At 38.0% G+C, this 15,379-nt stretch carries 17 protein-coding genes; 4 read left to right on the top strand and 13 right to left on the bottom strand.

Translation table 11 applies throughout. The features are described 5' to 3' along the window. Window positions 1–25: 25 nt before the first annotated feature. Window positions 26–691 (bottom strand): YneB family resolvase-like protein, encoded by a 666-nt coding sequence (locus LCP48_RS06330; protein WP_004232122.1) that lies wholly within the window; start codon window positions 689–691, stop codon window positions 26–28. Next, window positions 688–1,002, bottom strand: a complete 315-nt coding sequence (yneA, locus tag LCP48_RS06325) for a cell division suppressor protein YneA (protein WP_004232120.1) — start codon at window positions 1,000–1,002, stop codon at window positions 688–690. The genes LCP48_RS06330 and yneA overlap by 4 nt, the downstream gene beginning before the upstream one ends. Before the next feature lie 167 nt (window positions 1,003–1,169). Here yneA and lexA point away from each other — a divergent pair, with 167 nt between their 5' ends. Then, a complete protein-coding gene (gene lexA, locus LCP48_RS06320; protein ID WP_004232118.1) occupies window positions 1,170–1,787 on the top strand; it encodes a transcriptional repressor LexA in 618 nt (205 codons plus the stop codon). A gap of 106 nt (window positions 1,788–1,893) precedes the next feature. On the opposite strand, the gene LCP48_RS06315 is transcribed toward lexA, so the two are convergent. The 11 genes from LCP48_RS06315 to LCP48_RS06265 form a co-directional block, all read right to left on the bottom strand. After that, window positions 1,894–2,616 carry a gamma-glutamyl-gamma-aminobutyrate hydrolase family protein gene (locus tag LCP48_RS06315; RefSeq protein WP_004232116.1) on the bottom strand — a complete coding sequence of 241 codons (723 nt, stop codon included), beginning with the start codon at window positions 2,614–2,616 and terminating at the stop codon, window positions 1,894–1,896. Window positions 2,617–2,649: 33 nt separating this feature from the next. Further along, window positions 2,650–3,402, bottom strand: a complete 753-nt coding sequence (locus LCP48_RS06310; protein WP_004232114.1) for a prepilin peptidase — start codon at window positions 3,400–3,402, stop codon at window positions 2,650–2,652. 65 nt (window positions 3,403–3,467) lie between these two features. Beyond that, window positions 3,468–4,160 carry a hypothetical protein gene (locus LCP48_RS06305; RefSeq protein WP_225340799.1) on the bottom strand — a complete coding sequence of 231 codons (693 nt, stop codon included), beginning with the start codon at window positions 4,158–4,160 and terminating at the stop codon, window positions 3,468–3,470. After that, entirely contained in the window at window positions 4,157–4,750 is a 594-nt protein-coding gene (locus LCP48_RS06300) for a PilN domain-containing protein (RefSeq protein ID WP_216485846.1), read from the bottom strand. The genes LCP48_RS06305 and LCP48_RS06300 overlap by 4 nt, the downstream gene beginning before the upstream one ends. After that, on the bottom strand, window positions 4,750–5,724 hold the full coding sequence (gene pilM / locus LCP48_RS06295; RefSeq protein WP_004232110.1) for a type IV pilus biogenesis protein PilM: 975 nt from the start codon (window positions 5,722–5,724) through the stop codon (window positions 4,750–4,752). The genes LCP48_RS06300 and pilM overlap by 1 nt, the downstream gene beginning before the upstream one ends. A gap of 112 nt (window positions 5,725–5,836) precedes the next feature. Continuing rightward, window positions 5,837–6,283 carry a prepilin-type N-terminal cleavage/methylation domain-containing protein gene (locus LCP48_RS06290; RefSeq protein WP_004232109.1) on the bottom strand — a complete coding sequence of 149 codons (447 nt, stop codon included), beginning with the start codon at window positions 6,281–6,283 and terminating at the stop codon, window positions 5,837–5,839. A 56-nt stretch (window positions 6,284–6,339) separates the two neighbouring features. After that, window positions 6,340–6,816 (bottom strand): prepilin-type N-terminal cleavage/methylation domain-containing protein, encoded by a 477-nt coding sequence (locus tag LCP48_RS06285; protein ID WP_004232108.1) that lies wholly within the window; start codon window positions 6,814–6,816, stop codon window positions 6,340–6,342. Between the two features lie 125 nt (window positions 6,817–6,941). Continuing rightward, window positions 6,942–8,147, bottom strand: a complete 1,206-nt coding sequence (locus LCP48_RS06280) for a type II secretion system F family protein (RefSeq protein ID WP_004232106.1) — start codon at window positions 8,145–8,147, stop codon at window positions 6,942–6,944. Then, window positions 8,144–9,190 carry a type IV pilus twitching motility protein PilT gene (locus tag LCP48_RS06275; protein WP_004232104.1) on the bottom strand — a complete coding sequence of 349 codons (1,047 nt, stop codon included), beginning with the start codon at window positions 9,188–9,190 and terminating at the stop codon, window positions 8,144–8,146. Before LCP48_RS06275 ends, LCP48_RS06280 begins: the two co-directional genes overlap by 4 nt. 11 nt (window positions 9,191–9,201) lie before the next feature. Then, window positions 9,202–10,872: a GspE/PulE family protein gene (locus LCP48_RS06270; protein ID WP_009370696.1), complete on the bottom strand. Its 1,671-nt coding sequence runs from the start codon at window positions 10,870–10,872 to the stop codon at window positions 9,202–9,204. A 17-nt stretch (window positions 10,873–10,889) separates the two neighbouring features. Further along, entirely contained in the window at window positions 10,890–12,221 is a 1,332-nt protein-coding gene (locus LCP48_RS06265; protein WP_225340798.1) for a G5 domain-containing protein, read from the bottom strand. A 582-nt stretch (window positions 12,222–12,803) separates the two neighbouring features. Between LCP48_RS06265 and LCP48_RS06260 the strand changes: the two genes are divergently transcribed. Genes LCP48_RS06260 through LCP48_RS06250 form a run of 3 tightly spaced genes read left to right on the top strand, consistent with a single transcriptional unit; the run spans window position 12,804 to window position 15,356 of the window. Next, entirely contained in the window at window positions 12,804–13,268 is a 465-nt protein-coding gene (locus LCP48_RS06260; RefSeq protein ID WP_004232100.1) for a type IV pilus modification PilV family protein, read from the top strand. A gap of 1 nt (window position 13,269) precedes the next feature. Then, window positions 13,270–13,719 carry a PulJ/GspJ family protein gene (locus tag LCP48_RS06255; RefSeq protein WP_004232099.1) on the top strand — a complete coding sequence of 150 codons (450 nt, stop codon included), beginning with the start codon at window positions 13,270–13,272 and terminating at the stop codon, window positions 13,717–13,719. Then, on the top strand, window positions 13,719–15,356 hold the full coding sequence (locus tag LCP48_RS06250; RefSeq protein WP_004232097.1) for a hypothetical protein: 1,638 nt from the start codon (window positions 13,719–13,721) through the stop codon (window positions 15,354–15,356). Before LCP48_RS06255 ends, LCP48_RS06250 begins: the two co-directional genes overlap by 1 nt. The last annotated feature ends 23 nt before the right edge of the window (window positions 15,357–15,379 follow it).

Genomic DNA, 15,379 nt, shown 5'->3' with positions numbered 1-15,379 from the left:
TTACAGAAAAAAATTAGCAGGAATATTACTTTCCTGCTAATCTTTCTTGGTGCTCTTGGAAACGACGATGTACAGTCGCCTTACTTACCTCAAAGCCTAACCCTCTAAGCGTTATAGAAATTTCTTCAAAGGTAAATCCACGTTTGCGTAGCTTCACAATTTCCTCTACAGGTAGATCTTTTCGCTCCTGCCCCTGCGGATTACCTCGGTTCGATAAATTATTTTCTGGACGATAACCATTTTCTACAGCACGTCGCATACCTCGTCGAATTTTAGCATTATGGATTCTACGCTGATATTCCTCTACGATTGCTAAAATTTCAAGCAGCATCGTATCCATTTCATTTAATTGGACTGGGCCTGCATCACGCATAGAAAAAACATCAGTTGCTGACTTTTGTAATAAATGTAATACAGCCATCCTTGCATTGCCTCGTCCTAAACGAGTTTCATCTTGGACAAAAAGAGCATTAATGTTCTTGTCTTTTATAAAATCAAGCATTTCTAGTAAGCCTTCACGTTCTACATCATAGCCACTATGTTGATCTTTAAACACGCCCTTCACCGCATAGCCTTGCTCTTTAGCATAGCGCAGCAACTCTTCCTGCTGGCGCTCTAATGAGGAGCTTTGTGTTTCTTTTTCAGTGCTTACGCGACAATAGACAACAGCCGATAGTTGATTATTTATCATTGTTCATTTCTCGCAATTTCGATAGTATTGATGGGACTGGCTTGATCACTCACTACAGGAATAACTAGAGATTTTCCCGCTACAATTTTAATATCTGCTAGTTCATTTTCAGTTTTTACAAGCTTTATCCAATCATCAGTACTCATTTTACCACGATATTGCTCGGCTAACGACCACAAGCTATCCCCATGTTCAATTTCAATTTCTGCGTAACTAACTTTTCCTGGATCTGTAATGTAAAGGTATGCTGCAAATAATAAACAAGCTCCTATTAAAATTGAGATATGTGTGTTTTTCTTAAACCATGTCATAATCATTACCCCTTTTTAAGAATGTTTGTTCGGAATGTATGTTCCCATAATAAAGCGAACAAACGTTTTTGTCAAACACTTTTCGAACCTATGTTTGCATACGTGTTCGCATTCTGTTATACTATCAAATAAGAAGATGATTTTAGAAAAAAAAGAGGTGAGCACTCATGAAAAAAGTTTCGAAAAGACAAGAGGACATTTTAGCTTTCATTAAGGAAGAGGTACGAGCTAAAGGATATCCACCATCAGTACGCGAAATTGGTGAAGCAGTTGGACTTGCTTCCAGTTCAACTGTTCATGGACATTTAGCTCGATTAGAACAAAAAGGCTTTATTCGTCGAGATCCAACAAAGCCACGTGCAATTGAAATTTTAGAGCCTGAAGAATCCATCCAAAAGCAACAGGTGATCCATGTTCCACTTGTCGGGAAGGTTACAGCTGGTTCTCCAATTACAGCAATTGAAAACATTGAAGAATACTTCCCATTACCCGATACGTACGGCACAAGTGAAGATCAATTGTTCATGCTAGAAATTATGGGAGAATCAATGATTGAAGCTGGGATTTTAGATGGAGATTTAGTCATTGTAAAACAAAAGGCAACAGCTAATAATGGGGATATTGTTGTAGCTATGACAGCTGAAGATGAAGCAACTGTAAAACGTTTCTTTAAAGAGAAAAACCATTTCCGTTTACAGCCTGAAAATTCTTCTATGGAACCTATTATAGTGGATCAAGTTTCTATTTTAGGACAAGTTGTAGGTCTTTACAGACGTGTACATTAACGATTAAAGCAGGTTTTGAGGATTATGTTCCTTTTAAGAGCATGTATCCTCTTTTTTACGCAAAAAAGAATCCACCTCCGATTGGATTCTTTGTACAATGCCTCTTCTAAGCTTCCTTCTTAAATTTTATGCTCGCTTCCACAAAGGCTGAAAATAGCTTTTGGGCACTCTCATCTCCTGCTATGGCTAGTTCCTCAGGATGCCACTGAACAGCCAAGCAAAATGGCATCTCCTCATGAACTACCGCTTCGATAATACCGTCGCTGGATTTTGCTGCTACTTTTAATTTTTCTGCTAACACATTCACCGCTTGATGATGAAATGAATTCACTGCTATCTTCTCTTGTTCAACGATAGTCGCTAATAGATTGTCAGCAATAATCTGTACAGAATGGGTAGCTACAGCTCGACCTGATTGTTGCATATGTTGAAGTAATTTAGTGCTAAAATGATCACTATCAATATCCTGATATAAGGTACCACCTAAAGCAACATTTAGCATTTGAATTCCTCGACAGATCCCGAAAATAGGCATCTTCCGTTGGAATGCGGCTTCAATTAATGCTAACTCGACCGTATCTCGCGCGGGGTGAATTTTCCCAAGCTTTAATGAAGGCTCAGCCCCGAATAGAAATGGGTGCACATCATAACCACCAGATAATAATAAACCGTCTGTAAGGGCTAAAATCTGTGCTGCCTCTTCTTCTACCCCAATTGGAATAATCAATGGAATTCCACCAGCTTCAATGATGCTTTTGCTGTAAGCCACATTTAATCGAGAGGATAAATCATCCTCAACAAAGGCTGTAATACCAATAATCGGTTTCACTTGCTTCCCTCCATATTCCTGAAAATTGAACAATTACCAAAAGCCTAGATACCAATTGATTAATCGATCGCCATAGAAAAAAACAATAACTGCGGCCAATGCAATAGATGGCCCAAACGGAATGGGTGTTTTTCTCCCCTGTTTGTTTTTCGATAACATGGTAATCCCGACAATCATACCAATCACTGCAGCTAAAAATAGCGTTAACAGTGTATCAATCGTACCCAGAACGAGACCAATTAAAAAGAATAATTTAATATCGCCTCCACCCATGCCACCGTTCGATAGCACAGCAATGATATATAATATGCCAAAACCAACCACAGCACCCACAAGAGAGTCCCACCACGGTGTTAATGGTGACAGCACTCGTCCAATAACTAGCACAGGTAAAAAGAATACTAACACCTTATCAGGAATTAGCATATAGGCCAAATCTGACACAACGATAATAACTAATAAGGAGATAAAAAGGAACGCTACTATCAATTCTATGCCCCAGCCTAGTTGCCAATAAGCAAAGGCAAATAATACACCTGTCATTAATTCTATGACTGGGTAAACCCAAGAAATTTTATTGCCACACCCCCGACATTTTCCTCCTAAAAATACATAAGACAAAACTGGTACTAAATCAAGCGCCGTCAGTCGTCTCTGACATTTTGGACAATGTGAAGGAGGATGTACAATCGACTCCTTCTGTGGTACACGTAAGCCAACTACATTATAAAAAGAGCCAAAGACAAGTCCAAATAAAAAAATAAAGATCGTATAAGCCATTTCCAATTTCATGTCCTCCTAAACCAATAGGCGCCCATACAATTGAAGTATGGTGCGCCTATAAAATAAAGTTATTGTTGTTCTTCGTAATAGAACGTCGTCACTTGCACTGTTGCCTTTAACGTAAGATCTGCATCTTTCTCAAGCTGTGCCTGCTCTCCAGGCAATTTAAATTCAATCTTATCGGTTTTCATGACACGCTCTAATTGTTCAACCTCCTGTAAAAAGCTTTCAAGAGAATTAAAATCAAGCGCACCCACCTCTAATATAAACGTAATAAGCTTTAGATTAGTTGGTAAAGAGTCCTCCGAAAGAGAGGCAATCGGTGTAATACTCTCTTTGTTCTGCTGATCACCATTGACCTCTGCCTCAGCCTGCTCCAACATGTTGAGATCATTCGATACCTCAGAAGGTGTCACAGTGCCGCCCTCACCTTGAACCGTTAAAGACAGTATACGAGTTCCTGTCACCTCTTCAATCTCAGCTAAATCAAGAATAATCTTTTCAACGGCTCTTGTGGCAGGTAGCTTTTGTCTTAAGGCTAATATATTGATAGTAGGCTGTCCCTGCTCCTTGTCTAATTGTGCTAGTTGTTCTTTGACATTAGCTAATTCTTGCTGCACCTGCAATACATGATTCTTTTTTTCATTCACCTCATCCAATTTTGGTGACAGTAAATAATAATACAGCGCAAATAAAATAGCAGCTATCAGCGCCAGTAACAAGATCATAGATGAATTTTTACTACTTGTTATTTTATTCATGAGCGTCGTCCTCCAGCTAAATACATAAAATCGATTGTTGCTGTGATGGACACTGAATATCGCGGTACTTCTTTAAATTTTTGTTGTGGTGTTAACGCCCTTTGTTCACCTAGCTCTATTTCAAAGTTTGAGACCGTGTTAATTTGAGCATCTGTAAAATAGCTACTCATTAAAAGTCGCTCAACATATTTCGATATATCTGTCATCGTTTCAAAATCCACTTCAATATTCACCGAGTTCTCTCCGAAAACATAGCTACGTAAATAGGAATGAGTTGGTAATAAAGTTTTTGTTTCATCAATTAACGGTGTTACAGGATAAGAAACGCTTTGAATAAAAGTCACAGACTCCTCCAACGAACCCTGATCGACACTTTGTCGTGCGTCTAGCTCCTGCTGCAATTGATCAAGCTGTGTTGTTAATGCCTGTTCCTCTGCAGTCAATCGTGATAATTCACCTTTTGATGTAAAAAATAAAAAAAGTAAATAAGCTACAATAAGTCCCACAATGACAATCACCAAGCTATAAAAAAGCTTGGGAGAGGTGGTTCTTTTTTCAAGTTGTGGTAAGAGGTTTATATCTGGAACCATTAACGAACCTCCTTCAAAGCTAAGCCAAGCAACGTTGAAAATTCTCGCTTAAAGCGAGGAAACGATTTCTCAATTTTTTTCCCATCGACAACCCTCAGTGGTGGTTCTAAATTAGAAGCGAGTAAGTTCCCAATTGCTTTCAATAGGGGGTTATCGCCAAGCATGATAATTTCATCCACTGTTTTTTCACCTTTATGTAAAGAAAACTTAAAGAAATTCATCATCCGATCAATCTCTAGAACCTGATCCATTACAACCATTTGATAATTCTCTGATTCGCCATTATAAATAAATTGATAGCTAAATTCATTCTCTTTCTTCCCCTGCCATTGCGTCATATCTACTTCAATGGTTTGATAGCGCAAAAACTCCACTTGGCCATTGGAAAAAATACTGATCGAGAGTTCATTAATCGACCATTCTGCTATTAAATATGTTTTATTTGGCATTAATAAGGACATGTGCTCTAATAAGCGTATATTACAAAGCGCACGTATATCGGCAGCTTCGGGTTCTAATGAAACATCTAACAGCATCCCTACCAGTTTCGTAATCTCTTCAGAAGGCGCAGCAAATAAGATAGCCTTGCCATCCTCGGCCTCTGCATCATACACATCAATTAAAGGGTCCTGAAATGGTAAATGAATGGAATGTCCCAATTCCATTTCAGCATAGCCTCGTAATTCCTGAGGCTTTACATCTTTAGGGTGCTCAAAGTTTTTTAATAGAACCGTCGTATCAGGGACAAACATGCGAACAGCCTGTTTTTTCCCTGTCCATTTCATTACTTGCTCTTTAATCACCTCAAAAAGAGCTACCTCATCGATAATCGTTCCATTTTCAACGATTCCAGCTGCTAAAGGGTATTCATAGCCCTGCCACTGATTAGGCTCTGGTCCTTTCGCCACAATCGCACGGAGCACATAATCCTTCAGTTCAATCGAAACATGCGACTTTCTTTTTCTCTTAAACATGTGAAAAGACCTCCTTATCCTATTCAGTATAATTGTTTTTTTCAATTAGTCATCCATTTCCCAGCCAGAAACGCAAATTTTCTTACGCTTCTGAGTGGGTTGGGAGGACTAATTATTGATTTGTTGTAACGCCAGCCTTTGTCAAGTTTTTATTTAAATTAGCTTCCGTTATAAGATTTGAAGAGATATTTTCCTTAAACTCTTGTAACTTTACATCGCCTAACCTTTTGTAAGTTATTTTCCACACTTTGTTAGCCTCATCATATTCTACTTTATCACCAGACTGTAGCTCTATACCATCCACAAAATCTTTTAACTCAGTATTACTACAAGAATTATCCACACATGCCCCATCAATATAAGCAATTTTAGCTCCCGCTAGAATATTTGAGGCCTCTGCTAAAATCGCACGGTCCTTCGACTTATTAATAATATTACCAATTGCAGGTACAGCGATTGCTGCGATAATTGCTAGGATAACAATTACAGCTAATAGTTCAACTAATGTTAAACCTTTCTCATTTTTCAATAGTTTTTTATTTTTCCATTTTTTTAACATAATGAAATCCTCCTTAGTAGTTATATATGAAGTGTGTGTACACGCGCTTCTGAACATTATGGCGAAGCTGCACAATCTCGCCCAATACATTTGCCACCTGTTCCCTTGCTGCCCTTGCGAATATCATCTGCAATATGCTGTAAGGTGGCATTATCAAAATTTATATATTTTCCGTTGCTGTAATAAATCGCATGCGCATTGAAGTAGTAGGTGCCCTCGATAAATTGGACATTGGCACTCTGACCTTCTTTATCTGCCTCTAATATTTTGCCTGCACTGTCTAAATACCCGTCGGATACTAATTTTTCCACTTCGACGATTTGCCATTGATCAGCGGTTGGATGCTCCATAAAATAAAACTGCGCGGCATGAATAACATTGATGGCATCTGCCTTTAATGCCTTATAACGTGAATTATCAATGACATTACCTATAGCTGGAATTGCAATAGCAGCAACGATAGCTAGAATAACAATGACTGCCAATAACTCGACTAATGTCAAGCCCTTTTCGTTCTTTACCCTAATTTCCATGTCCAGTCTCTCCTTTAATACTTAACCATGAAGATACCTACTTGCCGCTTCCTTTTGTTAGCAAATCTAAGTAGATATTTTCCATTAAGCGGAACAAAAGGGCATCCATATAAATATTGTAAACATTACATATTTTCATATAGTCGGAACATTGGTAAGAATATAGCCGCAACGATGACTCCTACAACTAGAGCCAGTACCACAATCATTAAAGGCTCGATGAGTGACTTCATGGTATCGACGGCACGGTTTACTTCCTCTTCATAAAAATCAGCGATCTTTTCGAGCATGTAATCCAAGGAGCCTGTTTTCTCGCCAATTGAGGTCATTTGTGTAACGAGTGGTGGAAATAGCCAGCTTTTTTCAAGTGGCTCTGATAATGTGCCACCCTTTTCTAAATTATCGCGCGCTTCCAGTACCACTTTACCCATTACCGGATTACCACCAACCTTTTCGACTATTGTTAAGGCTTGTAAGATTGGTACGGAGCTGCTAAAGAGTGTTGACAAGGTTCTTGTCATTCTCGCGATAATATCCTTTTGCAAAAGCTGTCCAAAGATTGGCATACGCAGTAAAAATACATTGACAGCATAATGAAACTCTTTATTATTTTTATAGAAATAGTGTAGGCCCACTACTAATATCAATAGCCCTAAAATCACAAAGTACCAAAACTGAATGAGCCAATCACTAATACCCACTACAATGACCGTTATTAACGGCATTTCCAAATTCATTTCCTTAAATGCATCCATAAAGGTTGGCACAATGAACACCATTAAAAACATACCAACCACTAGTGTTAAAAGCGATAAAATCGCTGGATAGGTCATCGCAGATTGAATTTTTTTCTTAATGTTGTATTGCTTCTCAAGTGTGCTTGCAAGACGATCTAATGTATCGTCGACGTTCCCTGTAGCCTCACCAGCACGCATCATATTGACAAATAGCAATGGGAACACTTTGGGGTGTTTGCCTGCTGCATCTGAAAATGCCATACCATTTCGAATATCTTCTTCAACCTGCATCAATGCTCGCTTTAGTGGTTTACTCCGTGTTTGCTCACCCAAAATATGGGTCGCTTCAACAACGGGAACGCCAGCACGAATTAATGTCGCATATTGTCGACAATAAATAACAAATTCCTGGTGCTTTACTTTTGTCCCAAAAGCAATATCTTTATGTAAAATGCTATTTGACTCCTGAAGTTCTCGTGCGTTAATTCCTTGTGCTCGAAGCTTTTCCATGGCTACCTTTTTATTCGGTGCCTCGATCATGCCCTTTTTAGGTGCTCCTGTTTTGGTACGACCACTATAACGGAATATCGTCAACTATAATCACCAGCGTTCATATATGGTCTTGCATCCTCTAGTGAAATCTTACCTGTCGTAATTAGGTGCTGCATGGAATACTCCAATGTGTGCATACCCAAAGCTTTACTTGTCTGCATCACACTTGGAATTTGGTGAATTTTTTCGTTACGAATTAAATTTGAAATAGCAGGTGCCTGTACTAAAATTTCTGTCGCAGCAATACGCCCTTTTACATCCTTACGTACAAATAAACGCTGAGAAACAATACCTTGTAGTACATTCGCAAGCTGCACACGAATTTGACTCTGCTGATGTGGTGGAAATACGTCGATAATACGGTCGATCGTCGTCGGTGCACTACTTGTATGCAGTGTAGCCATGACTAAATGCCCTGTTTCAGCAGCTGTAATAGCCGTTGAAATGGTTTCATAATCTCGCATCTCCCCAACTAAAATAATATCTGGATCCTGACGTAATGATGCACGTAAACCATTGGCAAAGCTCATTGTATCGACACCAATCTCACGTTGATTGATGACAGACTTCTTATGTGTATGCAAATATTCAATCGGATCCTCTAACGTAATAATATGTTTAGATCTTGTTTCATTGATATGATCTATCATTGCTGCCAAGGTAGTTGATTTCCCTGAGCCTGTTGGGCCAGTTACTAAAATTAAGCCTTGTGGTTTTTCCGCAAGCTTATATAACACCTGTGGCATATTGAGTGCTTCAATAGAAGGAATTTTAGCCTCAATTAAACGAGCCGCAATCGTCACTTCATTTCGCTGATGGTATGCATTGACACGGAAACGACATTTCCCAGGCAATGAAAAGTTAAAGTCCGTTTCTCCCTTATCTTCAAATTCCTGTTGTTTATGGACAGGAAGAATGACCTTTACCATTGCCTTCAAATCCTCTGTTTCAAGTGGGTCTGTGCCATAATGCTCCAGTTGCCCATGGACACGATATACAGGTGGAATACCTTTTGTTAAATGAAGATCAGATGCTTTTTCTTCAAATGCACGTGTTAATAATTCAACGATTGAATATGCTGTCATTTTTTTCACCCCTAGTCTGCACTTGCAACACGTAATATTTCTGATGTGGTTGTTTGGCCTGCTACAACCTTTTGTAATCCATCCACTAATAGGGTATGGTAGCCTTTTTCTTTCATATAATCACGGAGGCCGCGATCACCAACACGATTTAAAATCATATCCTTTATTTGGCGATCAACAGGGAGGATTTCATGAATCGCCATCCGTCCTCTGTAGCCTGTTTGATTGCAGGCAGGACATCCACGCCCTTTTTTACCATGTGTTACGCCTTCCAGCCCATTCTCCTCAAGTATTTCAAGCTCACGAGAAGTGAATATATATGGTTCCGCACAATCACGACAAACTTTTCGGACAAGACGTTGGGCCATGATTCCTACAAGAGAAGAGGATAATAAAAATGGCTCGATCCCCATATCATGGAGCCGTGAGATAGATTCGATAGCACTATTAGTATGCAGTGTACTTAATACTAAATGGCCTGTTAGTGAAGCACGGATAGCAATTTGAGCTGTTTCAAGATCACGAATTTCCCCTACCATTACAATGTCGGGGTCCTGTCGTAAAATTGAGCGTAACCCTACCGCAAATGTTAAGCCGACTTCCTCTTTTACTTGAATCTGATTGATACCATCTAACTGATATTCCACTGGATCCTCAACCGTAATAATATTGACGCCTTCTTCATTTAAATGAGAAAGTGCTGCATATAACGTAGAGGACTTACCTGAGCCTGTTGGTCCAGTAATCAGCATCATACTGTTTGGATGGGCTATCATTTTCCTGAAAAGTGCTTCATTACTTGCACTAAAGCCTAATTTATCAATATCATTGGCTGAATTGGTTAAATCTAAAATACGCATAACTACCTTTTCACCATAAACTGTTGGTAGTGTCGCTAAACGGATATCGACAGGTCTAAAATTAACATTGGTTTTAATACGTCCGTCTTGTGGAATACGATTTTCTGTAATATTTAAATTCCCTATAATTTTAATACGAGCCAATACGACATTTTGCATGTGCTTTGGCAAGGATCGCTCAGTACGTAGCACACCATCTACTCGATAGCGGACACGAAGCTCTGTTTCTTGTGGATCAAAATGGATATCGCTAGCGCGCTGTGCGACACCATTGGCTATAATTTGATTCACTAAACGAACAATAGGTGAATCCTCATTCTCGATTTCTTCTTGTGTTTCCGTACTAGTCGCAGCCAAATCCAACATGGCCGCATCCATTGATTCCTGTAAATCATAGTACTTTGTTATCGTCCGATATAAATCATCTTTAGCCGCAATACTTGTCTCGATTTGACAGCCTGTTGTCATACGAACTTCCTCAATGGCGAAATAATCCATCGGGTCTTCCATTGCAATAAATAATTTATTTTTTTCTTTGCGAATCGGCATAATATTTGTCCGCTTTGCAAGCTCCGCTGGAATTAGCTGTAATAATTCGGGACTAATTGAAAACTGATTCAGGCTGATATGAGGGATACCCAGCTGGAATTCTAAGACTTCAATAAGCTGCTGCTCTGTTAGGAAATTTTCTTTGATAAGGAAATCTCCAAGCTTCTCATTTTTCATCTTAGTAGTTAATGCGTACTCTAGCTGGTCAGCTGTGATAACACCTGATTCCACCAGTAAATCCCCTAAACGTTTACGCCCTGGCTTCATTGCCATAAACATACCTCCCATCGTTATGGACTTGTTTGTACAAAATTACCACCCTTATCATAGTAACCATAGACAATTTCTGGTCCATCTTCTTGCTTTGTTTCCTCTGGTTTTGAAGGTTCCACATCAGGCAAGCCATTGCCATCTAAATCCACTTCTAAATCCGGATCTGATGCACCAGCCCCAACGTTCTGAGTAGGCGTTGTGATGATAACAGGCGCCTGCGAAGAACGCGTAACAATTCGATTTTGAGGCGCATAATAATCTCTACTAATGAATTGTTCCTCTGTTGCTCCATTCTCTACAATGGAACGATAAACTTCGACTCTTGACCCCTCTTTACCCTCTTGCTCTACTCGTTCCTGTCCAGCCTTTAAATCCTCCGAATAGCGGTAAATAATGCGTGGTTTTACAATTTTATCCTTACTAACACGTACTGTGATGTCCTTGTCTTTCGCGGCTGCAAAAACTTCTATCTTTAATTGATTACCCTCTATAGATGCTTTCAGTTTACCGAGCTGCTCAGACCGATTAATAAATTGTAAGTCTTTTGCTAATGCTGCATTGATATCTGCCTCAATTCCCTGCTGCAAATAGCTTGGATTTATTTCCTGAGAGTGTCTTTCTAAAATTTCGTAATCCGTTTGAAGAATTACACTATATAGCATTGAGGCCACAAAATCTAAACCTGCATCATTGACAACCCCAGCCTGTTCACCTAAAAGTGTAAGCAACGAGATGGATTGATTTGGAACTAGATTTACATTATTTAATGACGGAATGATTTTTGCTACTCCTTGACTATTTGCTGGTAGCTCGGCAATCTGAAAGGCAATCCTTTCCCCGGTTTGCATGGAATCTTCATTGATAACAGCTTCAACCTTATGCTCCTTCAAATAGCTGGCTTGTAAGATTAGTTTTTGTAGTGTTTTATCTGTATCCCAAACACCTGCTTCATCTATTTGCTGCGTAATTGCTTCATTGACGGTAACAGGAATGGGAATATGAACTACTTTTTCTTTTTGCCAAAAAGCATACCAAGGCTTTTTTGTCAGCATTTCGTACTGAGCAATAGCTGCTGATGGATCAAAAGCAACTTGTTTCGAGTCAATGGTTTTGACTATACCCTCACTAACAATTTCCATTTCGGTACCTTGCCATTCTGAAATTGCATTTTGTAGCGTAGTTGCTAAATCTGCGGTTTTCACATCATTGATCTCAATACCTCCAATGGTTGAAGATTTAGGACCTTCTTTAGCAAAAACTGTGTCATTTAGCACAAATGATGGAACAAAAAATCCCACAATTAGAACAATTACCAAAAACAAGCTAATTATTTTTATGTATGTTTTCATCCACATCATCCTTTATTTAACTTAGTGGTTTTCTATTTATATACAAATCATACTACAACTATGGTATTCTGGCACTACTAAAATGCAACTTTGTTCCGATTTTGACTAGATATTTTACACGAAAATTAAAAAATAATTCAATGATTAGTCACAAAGAACTACAAATAACCTTAAATTCTATTCGATACATATTTACAATTTGTTATAATAGCCTTAATCGACTATTATCATTCATTATCTTTTTGAATTTACTTACATATTTAAGAAATTTTTATTTTATAATAAATTGAAGCCAACTATATCTTTAGCATTAAAAATATTTATAATATTTAGGAGGTTTTACATACCTTATATGAAATCTATGTTTATGAACATCAAATGATGAAAGATTTGTTAGTGGTAAATTTATTGATAAAGCGTAGCTCCATGAAGTCCACATTAACCTTGAAGTGGACAAAGACATTGTAAAATAAATTAATACAACAAAATAAAGCTAAATATAGACGTACAAAATATTTTTCGGTTACTCAACATAACCCAAGCTATTGATATATCAATAGTAATATAGGGAGGGAATTGATTTTGATAAAATATCTTAAAAATAATCAAGGCATGACTTTGATCGAAGTTGTTGCCGCCCTTTTAATAATAGGCATTGTGTTAATTTCATTTTTTGGCTTGCTTGTTCAATCAAATAAGACAACACACAAATCAAATGATATTATGGATGCTACTTATGCCGCACAAGTAAAGATGGAGGAGATTTATAATACGTCTGGTGGAGCTGTTACTTATGAAGATTTAGCAGGTGGCTATGAATTAGATGAAGAGAATGCTAAAACGACCTCATCTTCTCTACCCACTAACCAAGTGTATAAATATCTACCACACGAAGAAGATCGTTTTACTTACTATTTAATATTAGAAACATTTCCTGCAGATACCGCTTATAAAAATGCGGTTTATGTACATCTAGAAGTTATTGAAAACAGTACAAATAGTAAAGCAACAATGGAAAATGTGTATATACTTGGGGGGGCAAAATAAGATGAAATGGCTCCGAAATAGCAAAGGTCTTACATTATTTGAAGTACTCACAGTCGTTGTTATTCTTGCCATCGTATCCATGCTGAGTATTAGTATCGTAACATCTGCTACAAAGCAACAACTCGAGCAAAGTACTCATAATCGTGATATTAAGGATTTATCCTTTGCATTAAAAGTAATTACGAAGGATTTTCGAAAAAGTGATAACCTGATAACAGAATCTGATGATACAACAGACCCTCCGACAGAATTACACACCTTACTGTTAGGTGAGGAAGTTGTATCAACTTATAGATTAGAAAATAATCAAATTATTCGCAATTCAAATGGTAGAGAAGAAGCCATTGCATATAAAATATCTTCATTTACGATCAGTGGAGGGACTATTGAAATTAGAAGTGAAGATGGTCAAACAGCAGCAACAGATATTACTCAAAGGAGAGGAAAATAATGAGTAAACAAATGAAAAATCAACGAGGTTCAGCACTTGCCCTTGCATTATTTTTAGTTGTGATTATCTCCATTCTTGGTATTTCTTTACTCAGTGTCTCTTCTAACAGTCTAAAACAAGTAGACTACGAGAGAAAAGATCAGGCTGTCTTTTATATTGCTGAGGCGGGGATGAGTTTAGCGAAATTAGAAGTAAAAAAAGAATTAACAGAAATTCAAAGTAGGTCCTATCAGCAAATTACGCAATGGATTGATAGGGAAAATACAAGAAGAAAAAGCGCTCGACCTCAGCTTCCACGTTTAAAAAAGGCTGAGGCTGAGGCTGAATACAGAAGAATTTTAAATAGTGAATTTAAAGCTCTTAAAAATGCCCCTTCTATACTAGAATCACATGCCATTTCGACAGGAAAAGTGGCTTCCATTACATTAGATACTGAATTACCAGCAGATGGAACACGATTGCCGTATCGAATTAATATTGTATCAAAGGGCAGCATTGATGGCGCCAAAGAACGTGAGGTAACGCAAGAAATCGAAATTGAACCTCGTCTTCCGTTTTCGGAGGACGATGACAGTGGTGATGGCACTGGTGAAAATAATAATGAACAACCACCTGGTAGCTTCCCTGATGGCTATGCCTCCATTGTTTCAGGAAATATCTCCATTACAGAGGGTGGTTCTGTTACAGGAAATGTAAGTTTACAAAACGGTACATTTACCCTTAAAGGTGGAGCAAAAGTTAATGGAGACATAAGTTTAGAAAATCCAAATAATATAATTGCGGATCACTGGCTTTCGTATACTACCGTCCCGAAGCTGAATATTGATCCGAAAAGTTATCTACCCGCAACATTTTTTCCAGATGATAAGTTTTTAGCTGCAAACAATATATCTTATGCATCTAAACAAACAATAGGAGATCAATGGAATCCGTATGATGTTATTGACAATCAAGGAAACTATAACGCTCCCCATACATGGAGAGATCCAAAATATACGTTAAACCTTTCTACAGGATCTTCAAGTATTAAGTTTAGAAATTTCACTGTGGCTACAGGGAATGATTTCACAATTGATGTAGGAGATAAAGAGGTTGATATTTATATAGATAATTTAAATATTAAAAACGGGAAAATTTTTATTAAAGGGAACGGGAAGCTAAATATATATGCAAAAAATATAAGTAATTTCATTGGCCCCTTCAACCAAAATGGGAATCCATCTCAATTAAATATTTATCATCAAGGATCATCTACAATAAATCTTAATGCTAACTCAAAAATCGCTGGATCTATTATAAATAAAAGCTCAAACATGGTTTTAACATCAGGAGCTGCTATCTACGGAAATATTATTTCAGGAGGTAGAAGCATAGAAATTAGTGGAGGCATGCAAACTAATGGGCAATATATAATTGCACCGAATGCCACTATTAATTTGAAAGGAGGGGGAAATATTACAGGTATTGTAGTTGCAAATAATATATCCTCAAGTGGAGGTACTAGTATCACTTATGGAGGACCTGCTACCCCTCTACCTCCAGGTGTTGTACCTGAAACAGAAACATCAGATTACCCTACTCCAAACGTAAAAGATAATCTTTTCTGGACTGAGGAAACAAGTATGATTGAAAATTAATGCGACATACAAAACAGCCATGA

The organism is Lysinibacillus capsici, from assembly GCF_020217405.1.
Lineage (GTDB): Bacteria > Bacillota > Bacilli > Bacillales_A > Planococcaceae > Lysinibacillus > Lysinibacillus capsici.
This window is presented reverse-complemented; position numbering and strand designations above follow the sequence as displayed.

What these genes read in the sequence shown, in the direction of transcription:
- lexA (WP_004232118.1), top strand. Translation starts at nt 1,170, where the DNA reads ATGAAAAAAGTTTCGAAAAGACAAGAGGACATTTTAGCTTTCATTAAG.
- LCP48_RS06290 (WP_004232109.1), bottom strand. Translation starts at nt 6,283, where the DNA reads ATGTTAAAAAAATGGAAAAATAAAAAACTATTGAAAAATGAGAAAGGT.
- LCP48_RS06265 (WP_225340798.1), bottom strand. Translation starts at nt 12,221, where the DNA reads ATGAAAACATACATAAAAATAATTAGCTTGTTTTTGGTAATTGTTCTA.
- LCP48_RS06255 (WP_004232099.1), top strand. Translation starts at nt 13,270, where the DNA reads ATGAAATGGCTCCGAAATAGCAAAGGTCTTACATTATTTGAAGTACTC.
- LCP48_RS06270 (WP_009370696.1), bottom strand. Translation starts at nt 10,872, where the DNA reads ATGGCAATGAAGCCAGGGCGTAAACGTTTAGGGGATTTACTGGTGGAA.
- LCP48_RS06330 (WP_004232122.1), bottom strand. Translation starts at nt 691, where the DNA reads ATGATAAATAATCAACTATCGGCTGTTGTCTATTGTCGCGTAAGCACT.
- LCP48_RS06300 (WP_216485846.1), bottom strand. Translation starts at nt 4,750, where the DNA reads ATGGTTCCAGATATAAACCTCTTACCACAACTTGAAAAAAGAACCACC.
- LCP48_RS06285 (WP_004232108.1), bottom strand. Translation starts at nt 6,816, where the DNA reads ATGGAAATTAGGGTAAAGAACGAAAAGGGCTTGACATTAGTCGAGTTA.
- yneA (WP_004232120.1), bottom strand. Translation starts at nt 1,002, where the DNA reads ATGACATGGTTTAAGAAAAACACACATATCTCAATTTTAATAGGAGCT.
- LCP48_RS06305 (WP_225340799.1), bottom strand. Translation starts at nt 4,160, where the DNA reads ATGAATAAAATAACAAGTAGTAAAAATTCATCTATGATCTTGTTACTG.
- LCP48_RS06250 (WP_004232097.1), top strand. Translation starts at nt 13,719, where the DNA reads ATGAGTAAACAAATGAAAAATCAACGAGGTTCAGCACTTGCCCTTGCA.
- pilM (WP_004232110.1), bottom strand. Translation starts at nt 5,724, where the DNA reads ATGTTTAAGAGAAAAAGAAAGTCGCATGTTTCGATTGAACTGAAGGAT.
- LCP48_RS06275 (WP_004232104.1), bottom strand. Translation starts at nt 9,190, where the DNA reads ATGACAGCATATTCAATCGTTGAATTATTAACACGTGCATTTGAAGAA.